This is a genomic window from Streptomyces sp. AK02-01A, from assembly GCF_033795305.1.
Taxonomy (GTDB): domain Bacteria; phylum Actinomycetota; class Actinomycetes; order Streptomycetales; family Streptomycetaceae; genus Streptomyces.
The window spans coordinates 210,064-226,926 of the sequence record NZ_JARBAE010000001.1 but is presented as its reverse complement, the minus strand read 5'-3'; the positions used below and the strand labels follow the sequence as shown (position 1 = coordinate 226,926).

Annotated in this window: 14 protein-coding genes and 1 tRNA gene; 7 read left to right on the top strand and 8 right to left on the bottom strand. The window is 69.3% G+C overall.

Going from position 1 to position 16,863, the window contains the following annotated elements; all coding sequences use genetic code 11:
• Positions 1–85 precede the first annotated feature (85 nt).
• Complete coding sequence (locus PV679_RS01000) at positions 86–1,117, top strand: ABC transporter substrate-binding protein (protein ID WP_319678234.1); 1,032 nt, start codon at positions 86–88, stop codon at positions 1,115–1,117.
• A gap of 106 nt (positions 1,118–1,223) precedes the next feature.
• On the opposite strand, the gene PV679_RS00995 is transcribed toward PV679_RS01000, so the two are convergent.
• Positions 1,224–2,915, bottom strand: coding sequence for a beta-N-acetylhexosaminidase (locus tag PV679_RS00995; protein WP_416069628.1), 1,692 nt, complete (start codon positions 2,913–2,915; stop codon positions 1,224–1,226).
• A gap of 253 nt (positions 2,916–3,168) precedes the next feature.
• Here PV679_RS00995 and PV679_RS00990 point away from each other — a divergent pair, with 253 nt between their 5' ends.
• Positions 3,169–3,444 (top strand): hypothetical protein, encoded by a 276-nt coding sequence (locus tag PV679_RS00990; protein WP_319678232.1) that lies wholly within the window; start codon positions 3,169–3,171, stop codon positions 3,442–3,444.
• Between the two features lie 73 nt (positions 3,445–3,517).
• Positions 3,518–5,347: a glutamine--fructose-6-phosphate transaminase (isomerizing) gene (gene glmS, locus PV679_RS00985; RefSeq protein WP_319678231.1), complete on the top strand. Its 1,830-nt coding sequence runs from the start codon at positions 3,518–3,520 to the stop codon at positions 5,345–5,347.
• 224 nt (positions 5,348–5,571) lie between these two features.
• On the opposite strand, the gene PV679_RS00980 is transcribed toward glmS, so the two are convergent.
• From PV679_RS00980 to PV679_RS00955, 6 genes are all read right to left on the bottom strand, one after another.
• Positions 5,572–6,150, bottom strand: a complete 579-nt coding sequence (locus tag PV679_RS00980; RefSeq protein WP_319678230.1) for an acetate uptake transporter — start codon at positions 6,148–6,150, stop codon at positions 5,572–5,574.
• Positions 6,151–6,301: 151 nt separating this feature from the next.
• Positions 6,302–7,657, bottom strand: a complete 1,356-nt coding sequence (locus tag PV679_RS00975; protein ID WP_319678229.1) for a dihydroorotase family protein — start codon at positions 7,655–7,657, stop codon at positions 6,302–6,304.
• Positions 7,658–7,673: 16 nt separating this feature from the next.
• Entirely contained in the window at positions 7,674–9,170 is a 1,497-nt protein-coding gene (locus tag PV679_RS00970; protein WP_319678228.1) for an aldehyde dehydrogenase family protein, read from the bottom strand.
• Positions 9,163–9,285 (bottom strand): hypothetical protein, encoded by a 123-nt coding sequence (locus tag PV679_RS00965; RefSeq protein ID WP_319678227.1) that lies wholly within the window; start codon positions 9,283–9,285, stop codon positions 9,163–9,165. Before PV679_RS00965 ends, PV679_RS00970 begins: the two co-directional genes overlap by 8 nt.
• A complete protein-coding gene (locus PV679_RS00960; protein ID WP_319678226.1) occupies positions 9,282–10,556 on the bottom strand; it encodes an alpha/beta hydrolase family protein in 1,275 nt (424 codons plus the stop codon). The genes PV679_RS00965 and PV679_RS00960 overlap by 4 nt, the downstream gene beginning before the upstream one ends.
• A 3-nt stretch (positions 10,557–10,559) precedes the next feature.
• A complete protein-coding gene (locus tag PV679_RS00955) occupies positions 10,560–11,864 on the bottom strand; it encodes an MFS transporter (protein WP_319678225.1) in 1,305 nt (434 codons plus the stop codon).
• Positions 11,865–11,958: 94 nt separating this feature from the next.
• On the opposite strand from PV679_RS00955, the gene PV679_RS00950 reads away from it, so the two are divergent.
• Complete coding sequence (locus PV679_RS00950) at positions 11,959–12,972, top strand: asparaginase (RefSeq protein ID WP_319678224.1); 1,014 nt, start codon at positions 11,959–11,961, stop codon at positions 12,970–12,972.
• A 113-nt stretch (positions 12,973–13,085) separates the two neighbouring features.
• Here the strand turns inward: PV679_RS00950 and PV679_RS00945 are convergent, their stop codons facing one another.
• Positions 13,086–13,607 (bottom strand): universal stress protein, encoded by a 522-nt coding sequence (locus tag PV679_RS00945; RefSeq protein ID WP_319678223.1) that lies wholly within the window; start codon positions 13,605–13,607, stop codon positions 13,086–13,088.
• Between the two features lie 1,087 nt (positions 13,608–14,694).
• Here PV679_RS00945 and PV679_RS00940 point away from each other — a divergent pair.
• The 3 genes from PV679_RS00940 (at position 14,695) to PV679_RS00930 (ending at position 16,863) form a co-directional block, all read left to right on the top strand.
• Positions 14,695–15,915 (top strand): GlxA family transcriptional regulator, encoded by a 1,221-nt coding sequence (locus PV679_RS00940; protein WP_319678222.1) that lies wholly within the window; start codon positions 14,695–14,697, stop codon positions 15,913–15,915.
• Between the two features lie 10 nt (positions 15,916–15,925).
• A complete protein-coding gene (gene orn / locus PV679_RS00935; RefSeq protein ID WP_319678221.1) occupies positions 15,926–16,528 on the top strand; it encodes an oligoribonuclease in 603 nt (200 codons plus the stop codon).
• 262 nt (positions 16,529–16,790) lie between these two features.
• Positions 16,791–16,863: transfer RNA gene (locus tag PV679_RS00930), tRNA-His, on the top strand.

The window sequence follows — 16,863 nt, the reverse complement described above, 5'->3', positions numbered from 1 at the left end:
CCGTCCGGCCCGCCTCCGTAGCGGAAAGTTAGTAAGGCTAGGCTAACCTTGCTCACCTCATCGAACGTACGGAAGCGGATCCGCCATGCCCCACGCCCGAACTCTCCCTCTCTCCCGTCGCGGTCTCCTCGCCGCCGGTGGCGCCGTCGGACTCGGCGCCGTGCTCGCCGCCTGCGGTGACAGTGACGCGAAGGACGGCTCGGCCACGGACACGGACGCCGCGAAGCCGGGCCCGTGGTCCTTCAAGGACGACCGCGGCCAGACCGCGAAGGCCGACGCCGTCCCCAAGAACATCGTCGCCTTCACCGGCACGGCCGCCGCGCTGCACGACTACGGCATCGCGGTGAAGGGCGTCTTCGGCCCGACCAAGACGAAGGACGGCAGGCCCGACGTCCAGGCCGGCGACCTCGACATCGACAAGGTCGAGATACTCGGCAATGTCTGGGGCGAGTTCAATGTCGAGAAGTACGCCGCGCTCAGTCCCGAGCTGCTCGTCACCGCGCAGTGGCTGAAGGGCGAACTCTGGTACGTGCCCGAGCAGTCCAAGGACAAGATCCTTGAGCTGGCCCCGAGCGTGGCCCTGTGGGCGGCGGAGACCACCATCCCGCAGGCGATCCGGCGCCATGCGGAGCTGGCCGAATCGCTCGGCGCCGATCTCGGGTCACCGAAGGTGACGGACGCCAAGGCGCGCTTCGAGAAGGCCGCGGAGCGGCTGCGCCAGGCGGCCAAGTCAAAGCCGGAGATCAAGGTGCTGGTCGCCTCGGCCAGCCAGGACCTCTTCTATGTCTCACTCGCGAAGATGTCCGCCGACACGCTCTACTTCCAGCAGCTCGGCGTGAAGTTCATCGAGCCCAAGGTGAACGCGCAGGGCTTCTTCGAGGAGCTGAGCTGGGAGAACGCCGGCAAGTACGACGCCGACATCATCATGATGGACAACCGCTCCTCGGCGCTCCAGCCCGCCGCGCTGGGCTCGAAGCCGACCTGGGCCCGGTTGCCCGCGGTCAAGGCGGGCCAGGTCGTCCCGCGCGTCACCGAGCCGATCTTCTCGTACGACAAGTGCGCACCGATCCTGGACGATCTTGCCGCGGCCATCGAAAAGGCCAAGAAGGTCGCCTGACGGAAGTGCCTCGACCGGGCCGGCCTGGCGGAACTGCCACGCCGAGAGGCGCGGGAGGCTCCATGGAACCTCCCGCGCCCGTCGCCTCACCAGGTGTCGCCCTGTGTCAGCCGGCCGGCCAGGGCACCAGCGGCGAGCGGTAGTAGTCGATCCCGAGCGCCGTCATCCGCGGTCCCTGCGCCGCCAGCCGCGACTTGTAGGTGTTCCAGTCGTGCGTGGCCGCCGGCGACCAGCCGAGCTCCGCGACGCCCGGCAGCCGCGGGAAGGCCATGGATTCGAGCTGGTCGCTCGTCACGATGGTCTCGGTCCACAGCGGCGCCTCGACACCGAGCACCGCGTCCTCGGCCACGCCCGCGTCGGCGAGATAGGTCGCCGGGTTCCAGTCGTACGCGCGGTCGACCTCGGTGTAACCGGCCCATGCCTGCCCCAGCACGGTGTTCCGGTCGTACTTCATGTCGAGATAGACCCGGTCCGCCGGAGAGAGCACCAGCCGGGTGCCCGCCTTCGTCGCCGCCGCGACCCGCAGACGCTCGTCGGCGCCCGTCTCGTCATAGCCCCAGTACTGGGCGACGGCGCCCTTCACCGGCGTGGCCCCGGTGAGCTGGTGCCAGCCGACCACGGTCTTCCCGTACTTCCGCACAATGGCCTGCGCGCGGTCCATGAAGGCCACATAGTCCTCATGGCTGGTGGAGTGCGCCTCGTCGCCGCCGATGTGGAGGTACTTGCCGGGAGTGAGCGCGGCCAGTTCACGGACCACGTCGTCCACGAAGTCGTACGTCACCTCCTTGCCCGCGCACAGTGAGCTGAAGCCGACCGACGTGCCCGTGTAGAGCGGAGGCGCGACTCCGTCGCAGTTCAGCTCGGCGTAGGAGGCGAGAGCGGCGTTGGTGTGGCCCGGCAGATCGATCTCCGGGATGACCTCCAACTGGCGCGACGCCGCGTAGCTCACCAGATCGCGGTACTGGGCCTTGGTGTAGTACCCGCCGGGACCGCCGCCGACCTGAGTGGATCCGCCGTAGGCCGCCAGCCGCGGCCAGGAGTCGACCGCGATCCGCCATCCCTGGTCGTCGGAGAGGTGCAGATGCAGCTTGTTGATCTTGTAAAGCGCCAACTGGTCTATATAGAGCTTCACCTGACTGACCGTCATGAAGTGCCGTGAGACATCCAGCATCGCTCCCCGGTAGGCGTACCGAGGAGTGTCGGTGATGGTGCCGCCCGCGATCGTCCAGGGCCCGCGCTGTCTGCTCCGCTCCTCCACCGAGGCGGGCAGCAACTGCCGCAGCGTCTGGACGCCGTGGAAGAGCCCGGCGGGCTCGCGGGCGGTGAGGGTGACACCGCCGCGTCCGGACTCCAGCCGGTAGCCCTCCTCGCCCAGGCTCCGGTCGGACGAGCCGAGCCGCAGCCGGATACCGCCGTCGCCATGGCCCTCGGTGACCGGCAGCGCGTAACCGGTGGAGGGCCGCAGCAGACCGGCCAGATAGGAACCGATCCGCCGCGCCTCGCGCGAGTCCGCGCGCGAGGCGTCGACCCTGATCCGGGTGCTCGCGGTGATGGCGTACGGCGATCCGCCCGGCCGCACCCGCGCCGGCGCGGGCACGACCTGCCCGAGCGGGCGGGCCTTCACATCATGGGCGGGCGCCGGGCGGACGCGTTCCGGCGCGGCTCCGACACTGGAGACGCCTGCCGCCACGACGAGCAGCAGCGAACCGAACAGGCGGGGAAACGATCTGTGCTGTCTCACAAGGGTGTCCCTTCGACGGGTTCTCACTTGTGGTGCCGAGCGACCGAGCACTCCCATGGGACCCGTGCGCCCCACCGGCGGTCAAGGTGTAGACCAATTTCCGCCCTCTTGACGGAAGAAGCGTTCCATCGTCGAGCACCACATCCGCCTTCGAGCACCCGCCGTCGAGCGCCCGCCGTCGCGCTCAGTTCTTCATCGCGGAACTTTTCGAGCACGACTTTCCCTCTTTTGGCTCTTGATATCGACGATCCCTGCCCGATTTCGGGCAGATTTCTTGCGAAGACCGCTACTGGCCCCGCAATATCAACGAGTGCTCGAACGCCGACCGTCCTACGACGATCTCATCGACCATCTCGTGCGCAGCACCGCGCTCCAGCGCGGTGAGGCCGCCCGGGTGGTGCTCGACGTGCTGGCGTATTTCGACGAGACGACCGAGGAGTTCGTCCGCCGCCGCCACCGGGAGATGCAGTCCGGTGGAGACACCAACGCGGAGATCTTCGAGCGGATCGCGGCCGAGCTGCCGCATCGCGCGGTGGCACCTCCGGAGCTCTCCCTCCGGCAGTTGCGCCGCATCGTCTACGGCTGACTCGTCGGCGACCGACTCGTGCGCGGCCGGACCGGCCGGTACGGACCCGTAAAACAGGAGGGACAGAGACCGTATGTGCGGAATCGTCGGATACATCGGAAAGCGGGATGTCGCTCCACTGCTGCTTGAGGGCTTGCAGCGGCTGGAGTACCGGGGCTACGACTCCGCCGGGATCGTCATCACCGGCAAGCCGGGCGCGGGCAAGGCGGCCACGCTGAAGATGGTCAAGGCCAAGGGCCGGGTCCGCGAGCTGGAGGCCCGGGTTCCCAAGCGTTTCGCCGGCACCACCGGCATCGCCCACACCCGCTGGGCCACCCACGGCGCGCCGAGCGACGAGAACGCGCATCCGCATCTCGACCCGGAGGGCAAGGTCGCGATCGTCCACAACGGCATCATCGACAACGCCTCCGAGCTGCGCGTCAAGCTGGAGGCGGACGGCGTGGTGTTCCTCTCCGAGACCGACACCGAGGTGATGACCCATCTCATCGCCCGCTCCCAGGCACCGACGCTGGAGGAGAAGGTCCGCCAGGCGCTCCAGCTCATCGAGGGCACCTACGGCATCGCCGTGCTGCACGCCGACTTCGCGGACCGAATCGTCGTCGCCCGCAATGGCTCGCCGGTCGTCCTCGGTATCGGCGAGAAGGAGATGTTCGTCGCCTCCGACGTCGCCGCGCTGGTGTCCCACACCCGCCAGGTCGTGACGCTCGAAGACGGCGAGATGGCCACGCTCAAGGCCGACGACTTCCGTACGTACACGACCGAGGGCTCGCGCACCTCGGCCACGCCGACCACCGTGGAGTGGGAGGCCGAGTCGTACGACATGGGCGGCCACGACACCTATATGCACAAGGAGATCTCGGAGCAGCCGGAGGCCGTGGACCGGGTGCTGCGCGGCCGGATCGACGACCGGTTCTCCACCGTGCATCTCGGCGGCCTCAATCTGGACGCACGGGAGGCGCGCGGCGTGCGCCGGATCAAGATCCTCGGCTGTGGCACCTCGTACCACGCCGGCATGATCGGCGCGCAGCTCATCGAGGAGCTGGCGCGGATCCCGGCGGACGCGGAGCCCGCCTCCGAGTTCCGCTACCGCAATCCGGTCGTGGACCCCGACACCCTCTATGTCGCGGTGTCGCAGTCCGGCGAGACATACGACGTGCTGGCCGCCGTGCAGGAGCTGAAGCGCAAGGGCGCGCGCGTGCTGGGCGTGGTGAATGTCGTCGGCTCGGCGATCGCGCGGGAGACCGACGGCGGCGTGTATGTGCACGCGGGCCCGGAGGTCTGCGTGGTCTCCACCAAGTGCTTCACCAACACCGTGGTCTCGTTCGCGCTGCTCGCGCTGCATCTCGGCCGGATCCGCGATCTGTCCGTCGCCGACGGCAAGCGGATCATCGACGGGCTGCGCAGGCTGCCCGCGCAGATCGCCGAGATCCTGGCGACGGAGGACGGCATCGCGAAGCTGGCCGGGGAGTACGCGCAGGCCAAGTCGATGATGTTCATCGGCCGGGTGCGCGGCTATCCCGTCGCCCGTGAGGCCTCGCTCAAGCTCAAGGAGGTCTCGTACATTCATGCCGAGGCATATCCGGCTTCCGAGCTGAAGCACGGTCCGCTCGCGCTCATCGAGCCGGCGATGCCGACGGTCGCGATCGTGCCGGACGACGATCTGCTGGAGAAGAACCGCGCGGCGATGGAGGAGATCAAGGCCCGCAGTGGCCGGATCCTGGCGGTGGCGCACCAGCCGCAGGAGAAGGCCGACCACACCATCGTCGTACCGAAGAACGAGACCGAGCTGGACCCGATCCTGCTGGGCATTCCGCTCCAGCTACTGGCGTACCACACGGCGCTCGCGCTGGGCCGGGACATCGACAAGCCCCGTAACCTCGCGAAGTCCGTCACGGTCGAGTAAGGCTGTGCCATGGCCCGCGGCTGTCCCGTAAGCCTGCGGATTCGCGGATTCCATGCACGGCGAGAGCGCCTCCAGCGCGGGCCACCTGCCGCACTGGAGGCGCTCTCCGGAAGGGCCGGCGCCGCCCACGTACGCCGACCCGAGGCCGCCCGGGTCCTGACACCCGTGGTGGACCGGGTCCTGACACCCGTGGTGGACGAGGCCAACCGGAAAGCCCTGAGGGCCTAGCCGGTGGCCGTCACATTCCGGCCTGCGGCACGGCGGCCGGGCAGCGTGGCCGGCCAGTGGGCGAGCGCGGCCGTCGCTCCGTACCAGGAGGCGACGCCCGCCACGACGGCGAACCAGCCGCCCACCTTGGTGATCCCCGAGCTGTCGGCGAACTGCCCGACCGCGAGCAGTACCAGCGCGACGCCGAGCAGTGCGTAGGTGCCCTGGACGAACGGCCCCGCGCCGGTGGCCCCGACCGTCAGGCTCAGCGCCAGCAGCGCCCACAGGATCAGAAAGGATCCGGCCGCTTCCGCGGTGACCTGCTGGCCGGCTCCGGTGCCCCAGGTGAACCAGAAGGCGCCGAGGGCCGCGAAGGCCGTACCGGTGAACGAGTGGCCCGCCCGGAATTCGAGCAGTCCGGCGATGAAGAGCCCGATGCCGCCGACATACAGCGCGAGCGTGACGGCGTCGGCCGCCGTCACACCGTCGAGGACGCCGGTGTGGCCGATTCCGAATGCGAGCAGAGTGAGGCCGAGAGCGAGATGACCGAGCACGGAGGCCGAAAAAGCGCTTCCCGCGGAGACGTCGTTGTCCACGGCGGGCTCCCTTCATGGAGTGCGAAGGTGCTGTGTCCCAGCGACCTTTATGTACCCTTCACAAGCGCACAACCCACCTCTGAGCGCCGGAAAATTCGCTGACTCGCCTCGGATCACCGGGAATTGACGGTGGATCAGAGCCGCGACGCACTCAGTGCCCGCCTGCGCCGGGTACGAACTCACCGGCCCGCTCGCCCTCGCCGGACGGCTTGCCCTCTTCCGCGATCAGCCGGCCGCGCAGATAGGTGCGGACGACCCTGCCGCGCACCCGGCGGCCGTGAAACGGCGTCCAGCCGGCCTTGGAGAGCATGTCCTCGTCGCGCAGCGTCCGTTCGGCGTCCGGATCCACCAGCGCCAGGTCGGCGTCGGCTCCGGCGGCGAGCCGTCCCTTGCGCGGCCAGAGCCCGTAGATCCGCGCGGGCGCCTCGCTGTAGACCCGTGTGACGTCCTCGTACGCGAGGTGCCCGCGCGCCGCCGCGTCGAGCAGCAGCGCCATCGTGGTGTCGAGTCCTGGCAGGCCGAAGGGAACGTCCCAGATGTCACCGGCCCGTTTCTGCCTCAGCGTCGACGGCGCGTGGTCGGTGGACATGTGCGTCAGCGTGCCCTGCCGCAGCAGCGCCCACATCTCCTGTTCCTCGTCGTCGCCGCGCATCCGCGCCGGCGGAGTGAACTTGCGCAGTGCGCCCTCTTCCAGGACCTCGCTCTCGCGGAGCAGGAAGTACTGCGGGCAGCTCTCGGCGGCCAGCCGCGCGCCACCGGCCCGTTCACGCGCCACATACTCGGCCACTTCCGGATGGCTGACATGCGCGATCGTGGCGCGCGCGCCGGTCCGCCGTACGAGCAGCGCCGCGACGGCCGCCGCGACCAGTTCGGCGTCGCGGCCGCGCCACTGCGGCAGCAGCCCGCCGTCGGTGCGGCCCTCGGCCCTGAGCAGCTTCTCCGCCGTGTCGACGAGTGATTCGTCCTCGCAGTGCAGCAGGGTCACGCCACCGCACAGCGCGGTCCCTGTCAGATGCTCCTTCAGCGCGCCCGCGCCGTGTCCCGGCACGCCGTGCGTGGAGGCCGTGAAGACCTTGAAGAACGCCACTCCGTCCGCCCACAGGCCGGGCACGGCGGACGCCTGGCCGGGCCACGCGTGCGCGGCGAGGCCATAGTCCACATGGGAGCGCCCGCGCAGGTAATCGCGCTTGTCCCGGAGGTCGCCGGAGGTTCTGACCGGCGTCCCATGGCTGTGTTCGATGATCGTGGTGACACCGGAGGCCGCGGCGGCCGAGGTCCCGGCCGGGAAGTCCTCCCGGTCGGTGCTGCCCGGGTCCATCAGGTGTACGTGGGTGTCGACTCCGCCGGGAAGCACCAGCAGGCCGGTGGCGTCGACGCGATCCGCGGCGGAGGGCCGGTCCTGGCCCACATAGCCGATCCGGCCGTCCCGTACACCGACATTCGCTCGGCGGCGGCCCAGCGGAGTGACCACCGTGCCGCCGGTGACCAGCAGTTCCATGTCGGGCATGGTCTCGTCACTCTCCTCAGGAGTAGCGCAGATCCTCCGCGGTGGCGTACCAGTCGAACGGCCGGCCCGAGGAGTTGATGATCACGCTCTTGGCCCTGGTGTACGCCCGGTACGCGTCCAGGCCGTTCTCCGAGCCGATTCCGCTGTCCTTGGTGCCGCCCCACGGCGAGCTGGGATCGATCCGGTGATGGTCGTTGACCCAGATGATCCCGATGTCGAGCCGGTCGGTGACCCGCAGCGCCCGGCCGGCGTCGGCGGTCCAGACCGACGCGGCGAGGCCGAACGGACAGTCGTTGGCCTTCGCCGTCGCGTCGGCCTCGTCGTCGAACGGTACGACCACGGTGACCGGGCCGAACACCTCGTCGTACCAGAGCTCGTGGTCGGGCGTGACGCCGGCGACGACGGTCGGTTCGTAGAACCAGCCCCGGTCGAACACGGCGCCTTCCGGGACGCGCCCGCCGCAGAGCACCGTGGCGCCCTGCTCCCGCGCCCGGTCGACGGCGGCGGCGGTCTTGTCCCGCTGGGCGCGCGACACCAGCGGCCCGACCTGGGTGCGAGCGGCCAGCGGGTCACCGAGCCGCAGCGACCTGGTGCGTTCGACGAACCGGTGCACGAACCGCTCGTACACCGTGCGCTGTACGAGCAGCCGCGCGCCCTGTACGCAGGTCTGGCCGGTGGCGATGAACGAGGCGAACATCGCGCCCGCCACCGCCTGTTCGATCTCCGTGTCGTCGAAGACGATCACCGGAGCCTTGCCGCCCAGTTCCGCCGTGACCGGAATCAGCGAGCGGCCCGCGTTGCCGGCGACGACCCGGCCCGTCTCCGTCCCTCCGGTGATGTCGAGTCTGGCCAGACCGGGATGCTCGGACAGGAACCGTCCGGTGGTCGGGCCAAGCCCGGTGACCACATTGATCACTCCGGCCGGTACACCGGCCTCCTCAAGCAGTCCGGCCAGCGCGACCGGCACGGCGGGTCCGAGCTCGCTGGGCTTGATGACCAGCGAGTTGCCGGCCGCGAGCCCGGCGGAGAGCTTCTTCATCGTGATGAGCAGCGGATGGTTCCACGGTGTGATCAGCCCGGCGACGCCGAGCGGGACACGGTGGACGACATTGAGATAGCCCTCGCCGAAGTCCGGGACGGTTCCCTCCGCCGAGTGCGCGACGGCGCCGAAGTACTCCAGCCATTCGGGCAGCCGGCTGAGCTGCGCGCGCATCTCCCGCAGCGGCCGGCCGATCTGCAGGGTCTCCAGGCGGGCGAACTCGTCGATGCGGTGGTCCAGTTCGGCGGCCGCCCGGTTCAGTACGCGGGCCCGGTCCCGGGCTCGCATGCCCTGCCAGCGCCGGTCCTCGAAGGCGGTCTTCGCGGCGGTGACGGCCGCGTCGACGTCCGCCGCGTTGGCGTGCGCCACGTCGAAGAGGTGGTCGCCGGTGGCCGGGTTGTGCACCGCGAAGGTGGCGCCGTCCGCCGCCGGGACGTCCTTGCCGTCGATGCGCAGTGGCAATGTGTCAGGCATGTCGTTCTTCTCCGATCCCTCCGAAGAGCCGTTCGTTGGTGGTGTGGGCCATCCGCTCTCGCGGCAGCGCCGAGGACGGGCAGGGCACGGCCGGTTCTCTGACGGAGACGCTCATGTCCGGTTCTCCTCCGGGCGGCCGGTCCGCGCGGTCTCCTTCGGATGGGGCCTTCGCTCCAGCCGGCCGGACGGCAGCACCAGGTCGATGTACTCCTCGGCCGGCAGCCCGTTGACCCGGTCGAGAAGCCAGTCGGCCGCGTAGGTCAGCCAGTTGGGGCCGAGGGCCACCGACGAGGTGGGCGGTGACAGCGCGTGTCGTCCCCGCTGGTAGACGAGCATCGGCGCGGGCGCCGGACATCGCGCGGCCAGGTCGAAGCTGTACTCGACCGGCGAGAGTTCGTCCTCGTCACCGGCGACGATCAGCCAAGGCGCGCGCATGCCGGTTATCAGCGGACCCAGGTCGATGTCCTCGGCCATGCGGTCGAAGGTGGCCTCGTCGTCCTCCAGTCCCGCCATCCACATGAAGCGGGCCTTGAAGGAGGGCGAAGCCGTCTCGAAGAGCGTGTGCGCGCCCGGTTCGTGGCAGACCAGACCGACCGCGCTGCCTCGCAGTCCCGGCTGGGTCGCGGCGATCTGTGTCATCCAGTACGAGCCGAAGGACAGTCCGAAACCCACCACGCGCTCGGAATCGACCTCGACGCGACGCTCACACCAGGAGAGCAGCGCCGCGCCTGCCGCCACCCATGCCTCCGGTGTGAATTTGACGCCACGGATCGGCGCCTCTCCCTGTCCCGGCCCGTCGAATGCCAGCACCGCGAATCCGCGCTCCAGGAATTTGTCGCCGTAGAGGCTGACATTGAGTTCCTTCGGCGCGTCCATGCCTCCGCAGGAGAGCACGGTGTGCAGCGGGCCGTCCTGATAGCCGCGCGGCAGATGGAACCACGCGGGAAGGTGACCGTCTCCGAAGGGAATGTCGACGCGTTCGACATGATGGTCGGCCAGCCGCGCATAGGACGTGTAGCAGGCGTTCTTGCGGTCGTCCAGACCGACCAGCAGCGCGCTGTCCTCCCAGATGGGCCATTCCGCGGTCGCGTAGAGCAGTGCGGCGTAAAAGAAATGCTCACGGGACGCCACCGGACGCCGTGTTTTCGCGGCCTCCGCTCCGAGCCTCTCGCGGCGCTGGGCGAGCTCGGTGAAGACAGGGACGAGATCGGCGAACTTATGAATGCGCGACCGGGCCACCTGGAAGTCCGGAGCGGCGTCCGGTCCCATGGGCCGCAGAGTGTAGGCGACTCTCGGCTGGTCCCATTCCAGCCCGTCGGTGCGCAGTACGGAGTCGATGATCCAGCGTTGTTCTCTCCACCGGCGTGGCCCTGCTGTTCCGCTCATATGTCAGCTTCCTTCCGCGTCGCTGAGAGAATCTCTCCCGGACGCACCGCCGGACGGAGTGGTGCGGGCCAGTTTCCGGGTGTTGACGAAGAACAGAGCGACCACACCGGCCAGCGGCAGCACCGTCAGCTCCCAGAGGCCCGCGCCGCCCCATCCGGTGCCGGCCACAAACGCGGAGAACAGATATCCCGAGAACGCGGCCGGGAGGTAGAAGGTGGCGACGAACAGACCGGAGACCCGGCCGATCATGTGCGGCCGGACGGCGCGCTGCATCGCCGAATAGATGTTGACGAACAGGAAGCCGCTGGCGATCGCGCCCTCCGCGATCGAGAGCGCGTACTGCGGACCCGGTGTGGTCGGCCCGTTGAACAGCAGATAGCCGACGACACAGCCGGCCAGCGCGGCGACGATCATGACGGCCCGCTGGTTGAGGCGGTCACCGAGCCAGCCGGCCGGTATGCCGAGCACCGCGCCGAGGCCGAACATGCTCGCCGCCAGCGCGGCCTGTCCATTGCTGAATCCCAGCCGGCTTTCGAGAAAGGTGGGATACAGGCCGATGTAGCCGTACATGGATATGCCCACCACGACGGCGGTCAGTCCGAGCAGCAGGACGTTGCGGTTGTACAGCCGTACAGGTACGTGATCGACATCGAGACGCGGCCCTTCCCGCACCACGGTCTCTTTCCGTTCTGTGAACGACTTACGGATCACCAGCGCGATGATCCCGATGAATACGAGACCGATCAGGCCGAACGTCCAGAACGGTGTCCGCCAGGCGCTGCCGCCGTCCGCGAGTTTCGAGCCGAGCAGCGGTCCAAGGAATCCGCCGACACCGTAGGCACAGTTGAGCGTGCCGAGTGCCATCGCGCGGTTGGCGAAGAAGTAGGCGCCGACAGCGGCGAACAGCGCGCCGTTCTGCATCGCTTCCCCCACGCCGGACAACGCGCGGTAGGCGAGCATGTCGGGAAAGCCCGTGGCGACCGTGGTCAGGATCGTGAAGAGCGAATAGATCGCGATGCCGAGCAGAATGACCGACTTTCGTGAGAGGCGGTCGAGCAGATATCCGGTCGGCACTCCGGCGACACCTATCCCCAGCGTAAAGATCGTCGCGAGCAGTCCGCCCTGAGCCAGCGAGAAACCGAACTCGTCGCGGATACCAGGCAGCAGAACGGAGAACACCTGCCGGTCCATCGCATTGACGACATACGAGAGCGCGAGTACGAGCAGACCGACCAGGGCCACTGTCCTGGTCAGCCGTGGGCCATTGGCAGGTGGCAGGCTCTGGCGACCAATCTGTGCAGTGGCCACGACGCCGCCTCGAATTCACTCGGGTCAATCCTCGTCGACTTCCTACATCCTATAAAATGCAAACTGTCAAGCGTCCAGCAACGGAGAGTGAGCCATGCCGGAGTCTCTTGTGGCCATCGCCTCTCTGGGCGGGACGATCACCATGACGGCGGCCGACGGGCCACGAGGACTGACACCGTCCCTGACCGCGCGGGACCTGACGGCGTCCGTCCCTGAGCTGGCACACGTCGCGGACATCCGCGCCGAGACTCTCTTCAGCAAGCCCGGAGCCTCGCTCGGCTTCGGCGATCTGCTCCAGGCGCTCGACTGGTCACGCCGGGCGGTGGCGGACGGTGCGGACGGGGTCGTCCTCGTACAGGGCACGGACACGCTGGAGGAGACCGGCTACTTCCTGGACCTGCACTGGGACAGGCCGGAGCCGCTGGTGGTCACCGGAGCCATGCGGCCGCCTCGGCAGCCCGGCGCCGACGGGCCCGCGAATCTGCTGGCGGCCGTACTCACCGCGACCGCCGCGCGCTCGCGCGGCCTGGGCGTGCTGACCGTGCTGAACGACGAGGTGCACGCCGCCGCGCGAGTACGCAAGTACGACACGACCGCGCTCGACGCCTTCGCCTCCCGGCCGTTCGGACCGCTCGCCAGGATCCACGAGCGGTCCGTCCGCTACGCCGCGCTGCCGCTCCGGCAGCCACCGGTCCCTCCGCCACGCGACGGCGGCCACCCGAGAGTCGCGCTGCTCGAAACGTTCTTCGGCGACGACGGCGAGCTGCTCCGCCTGGCCCTCGGCGCCCATTTCGACGGGATCGTGATCTCCGCTTTCGGCGCCGGTCATGTGTCCGCCGCGATGGCGTCGGTGGTGTCCGAGGCGGTGGAGAAGGCACCGGTGGTGCTCGCCAGCAGGACGGGATCCGGCTCGGTGCTCAGCGACACCTACGGCTTCACCGGCTCGGAACAGGATCTGCTGCGGCGCGGCGCGGTCTCGGCCGGCTGGCTCGACGCACGCAAGGCGCGCCTCCTGCTGTGGTCCCTGCTCGCGGCAGGAGAGCCCGAGGACCGGATCCGCGCGGAGTTCGCCGCCCGCGCGGACGGTACGTCACCAACGGCCCGCTGAGGCCCGTCGTGCACCTCAACTGACGCTCCGGCACGCGCGGTTCGTGCCTGAGCCGTCGAGGCGGTCCAGGGCCGTCCGTCCTCCGGGACGGACGGCCCTGGATCACCGCGTCGTCAGGGAATCACCACGACGGGCCGCTGCGCCCGGCGCGCGAGCCGTCCCGCCACCGAGCCGAAGATCCGGCCCACGATGCCGTGCGTCGAACCGACGACGATCGCGTCGGCCGAGTACTCCTGGCCGACCTCTTCGAGTTCATGGCAGATGTCGCCGCCACGCTCGACCAGGATCCACGGCACTTCGGTGAGGTAGTCCGCACAGGCCAGTTCGAGCCCGAGCACCTCGGTGCGATGGTCCGGGACATCCACGAAGACCGGAGGTTCACACCCGGCCCAGACCGTGGTTGGTAGTCGGTTGGCGACATGGACGATAATCAGGCCGGAGCCAAGGCGCCGGGCCATGCCGATGGCGTAGGCGAGTGCCCGCTCACTGGAGGTGGAGCCGTCGAAGCCGACGACCACCCCGTGCTGGAAGGCGGGATCGCAGGAAGCGCGCGTCTGTTCCGCCGCTTGCAGGCCCGACAGCGGGTCGGCTACCTGCTTGCGGTCAGCGGGTTCAGGGATTTCGTGACCGGCCATGGATGTCTCGGCGAAGGAAGTCCTCTTGAGAAGGAGCGACAAGTGGCGTGGCGGCGGGGCTGTGTCCGGGAATCATCTTCCCAACCCCTTACCCCGAAGGGTACGGCGACACTCTTCTCATGCCCAGTGCCGGCCGCCCCACACACGGCGTTCCAGGGAGCATGCACGAGGCCGCCCCGGATGGCAATGCCGGATGGCATCTACAGCGGTCCGGCGAAGTGACCGGAAGGTTCCGCTCCTCGTTGGCCGTCGGTCCCGCCGCCGCCTCCTGGGAGCTCCCGTGCCCGCATCACCGACCGCTCGGGCCCCTGCGGACGCGACGCGGCGAGGACACCGGGCGGCGCGGCGCCGGTCCTTCCCGGCGCCCGCCGGGCCCGCCGTCCGGATTGCCGCGGAGCCGACGGGGCAGGTGCTCCGGTGGACGGCGTTCAGTTGTCCGCTGGTCCCCGTGGTTCTCTCGGTGTACGGCGCGTTCCTCGGCGCGGCCGTGGCCCCGGGAAGCGCCGCCGGAGGACGCGGGCGCCGTGACGGCGGTCCGCCGGCTGCCGCCGCGCCGGTCCGGGCGCGGCGGCTCACGACCGCGCGCGACGGCGGCCCGGACGCGCCGAACGAACGGAACATTCGTGAACCGGTGCTCCAGAAGTGGCCGGGGAGCGCGACGCGGCTCACGCGTGCGCGAGAGTGGTGCGCCGGGAGATTAAGAGCTTCGCACAGACGCACCCATCGCTTTTCAGCCAACTTCTGACGCGGGTCGCACCCTTGGCGAAATGGCCTGCCAACCCCCTTGCCACCAGGGAAGAAAGGACCGCCCCGGTCCTCCGCACCCTACGGGGACGGGCCATGCGCGTGAGGCCCACTTCCACTCTCGGCTCCCGAGTGGAACGCTTCGTGATCGAATGCTTCGCGCCAAGTTGCCTTGTCGACATAGCGGCGGATGGAGAACTTGTCACGCCGGCACCACGGGACACAGTAGATTCGATCATGAGTATCGAAGGCTGGGGACCCGTGCAAAACCGAGGGGAATCGTGCAGGAGCGAGAGGCCCGACAAGAACGGGGAGACGCGAACACCGAGGGGGGCTTAGCACCATGAGCCAGGACTCCACTACCGCACCGGAGTCAGCACGAAAGCTTGCCGGGCGCCGCCGCCGGGAAGTCGTCGCTGTGCTGCTCTTCAGCGGCGGCCCCATCTTCGAGAGCTCCATCCCGCTCTCCGTGTTCGGAATCGACCGCCAGGACGCCGGGGTTCCCCGCTACCGCCTGCTCGTCTGCGCCGGTGAGGACGGACCGCTGCGGACCACCGGCGGTCTCGAACTCAGCGCGCCGTACGGCCTGGAGGCGATCAGCAGGGCCGGCACGGTGGTCGTACCGGCCTGGCGGTCGATCACCTCACCGCCGCCGCCGGAGGCACTGGACGCGCTGCGCCGCGCCCATGAGGAGGGCGCGAGGATCGTCGGTCTGTGCACCGGCGCGTTCGTGCTGGCGGCGGCCGGTCTGCTGGACGGCCGGCCGGCCACCACACACTGGATGTACGCACCGACCCTCGCCAAGCGCTATCCGTCCGTCCATGTGGACCCGAGGGAGTTGTTCGTCGATGACGGCGATGTGCTCACCTCGGCGGGCACGGCGGCCGGAATCGATCTGTGTCTGCATATAGTCCGAACGGACCACGGTGCGGAGGCCGCAGGAGCGCTCGCCCGCCGGCTGGTCGTACCGCCGCGGCGCAGTGGCGGTCAGGAACGCTATCTGGACAGGTCTTTACCAGAGGAAATCGGCTCCGACCCGCTTGCCGAGGTCGTGGCCTGGGCGCTGGAGCATCTGCACGAGCAGTTCGACGTGGAGACGCTCGCGGCCCGTGCGTACATGAGCCGTCGCACCTTCGACCGGCGGTTCCGCTCGCTCACCGGGAGCGCGCCGTTGCAGTGGCTGATCACCCAGCGGGTGCTGCAGGCGCAGCGGCTGCTGGAGACCTCCGACTACTCGGTCGACGAGGTCGCGGGCCGCTGCGGCTTCCGCTCTCCCGTGGCGCTGCGCGGCCACTTCAGGCGACAGCTCGGATCCTCTCCCGCGGCCTATCGGTCCGCCTACCGGGCCCGCCGCCCGCAGGGCGATTCCATGCCTCCGGGAGTCATGGAGCCGGTCGTGCCCGCCCAGGCGTCCGCGCAGTCCAGGCGGGCCGCCGCGGCCGCGGGCTCTCCCGGTCAGGCAGCGGCCTCGTCGGCGCTGCCCGAGCACGGCAAACCAGGTTCGGACGTGTACGCGGCAAGTCCGGGCCGTCCGAGTCTGCCCGGCCAGCGGAGCGCCCCGTAGGGTAAGGCGCATGAACGATCGCATGGTGTGGATCGACTGCGAGATGACCGGGCTCTCGTTGGCGGACGACGCACTCATCGAGGTGGCCGCGCTGGTCACCGACTCGGAACTGAATGTGCTCGGTGAAGGGGTGGACATCGTGATCCGCCCGCCGGACGCGGCGCTGGAGACCATGCCCGAGGTGGTGCGGCAGATGCACACCACCTCGGGTCTCCTCGACGAGCTGGCGGGCGGCACCACGCTGGCCGCCGCCGAGGAACAGGTCCTGGCGTATGTACGCCAGCACGTCAAGGAACCCGGCAAGGCGCCGCTCTGCGGGAACTCGGTCGGCACCGACCGCGGCTTCCTGTTCCGCGACATGCCGACTCTGGAGGGCTACCTCCATTACCGGATCGTCGATGTCTCCTCGGTCAAGGAGCTGGCCCGCCGCTGGTATCCCCGGGCCTACTTCAACAGTCCGGCGAAGAGCGGCAACCACCGCGCGCTCGCCGATATCCGCGAATCCATCGCGGAGCTGCGCTACTACCGCGAGGCGGTCTTCGTGCCGCAGCCCGGCCCGGACTCGGACACGGCCAAACAGATCGCCGCGAAGCACGTGCTGCTCCCGGAGTGAGACCGGGCCGAGGCCCGGGACAACGTCCCGGGTGCCGCCGTTCCCAGGCTCTTTCGGTTGAGATCAGGCCGGACCAGGGAGCGGGGGCCGGCGCCGTGGAACGCGGCGAGGCAGGTGCCAGGGCCCGCGAGCCCGGCACGACGCACAGGAGAGGCCCTGGCCCCGGGCCGGGCCCCGGTCAGCGCCGTATCAATACCGGCGCGAGCACCCTCGCGGACCCTGTACACTTTTTCTCGGCCGGTCAGGGAAAAGACCGGTCATGGTGGGTATAGCTCAGCTGGTAGAGCACCTGGTTGTGGTCCAGGATGTCGCGGGTTCGAGTCCCGTTACTCACC

Coding starts and splice junctions, on each gene's coding strand:
- PV679_RS01000 (WP_319678234.1), top strand. CDS start 86: ATGCCCCACGCCCGAACTCTCCCTCTCTCCCGTCGCGGTCTCCTCGCC.
- PV679_RS00995 (WP_416069628.1), bottom strand. CDS start 2,915: ATGGGAGTGCTCGGTCGCTCGGCACCACAAGTGAGAACCCGTCGAAGG.
- glmS (WP_319678231.1), top strand. CDS start 3,518: ATGTGCGGAATCGTCGGATACATCGGAAAGCGGGATGTCGCTCCACTG.
- PV679_RS00975 (WP_319678229.1), bottom strand. CDS start 7,657: ATGCCCGACATGGAACTGCTGGTCACCGGCGGCACGGTGGTCACTCCG.
- PV679_RS00970 (WP_319678228.1), bottom strand. CDS start 9,170: ATGCCTGACACATTGCCACTGCGCATCGACGGCAAGGACGTCCCGGCG.
- PV679_RS00965 (WP_319678227.1), bottom strand. CDS start 9,285: ATGAGCGTCTCCGTCAGAGAACCGGCCGTGCCCTGCCCGTCCTCGGCG.
- PV679_RS00960 (WP_319678226.1), bottom strand. CDS start 10,556: ATGAGCGGAACAGCAGGGCCACGCCGGTGGAGAGAACAACGCTGGATC.
- PV679_RS00950 (WP_319678224.1), top strand. CDS start 11,959: ATGCCGGAGTCTCTTGTGGCCATCGCCTCTCTGGGCGGGACGATCACC.
- PV679_RS00945 (WP_319678223.1), bottom strand. CDS start 13,607: ATGGCCGGTCACGAAATCCCTGAACCCGCTGACCGCAAGCAGGTAGCC.
- PV679_RS00940 (WP_319678222.1), top strand. CDS start 14,695: ATGAGCCAGGACTCCACTACCGCACCGGAGTCAGCACGAAAGCTTGCC.
- orn (WP_319678221.1), top strand. CDS start 15,926: ATGAACGATCGCATGGTGTGGATCGACTGCGAGATGACCGGGCTCTCG.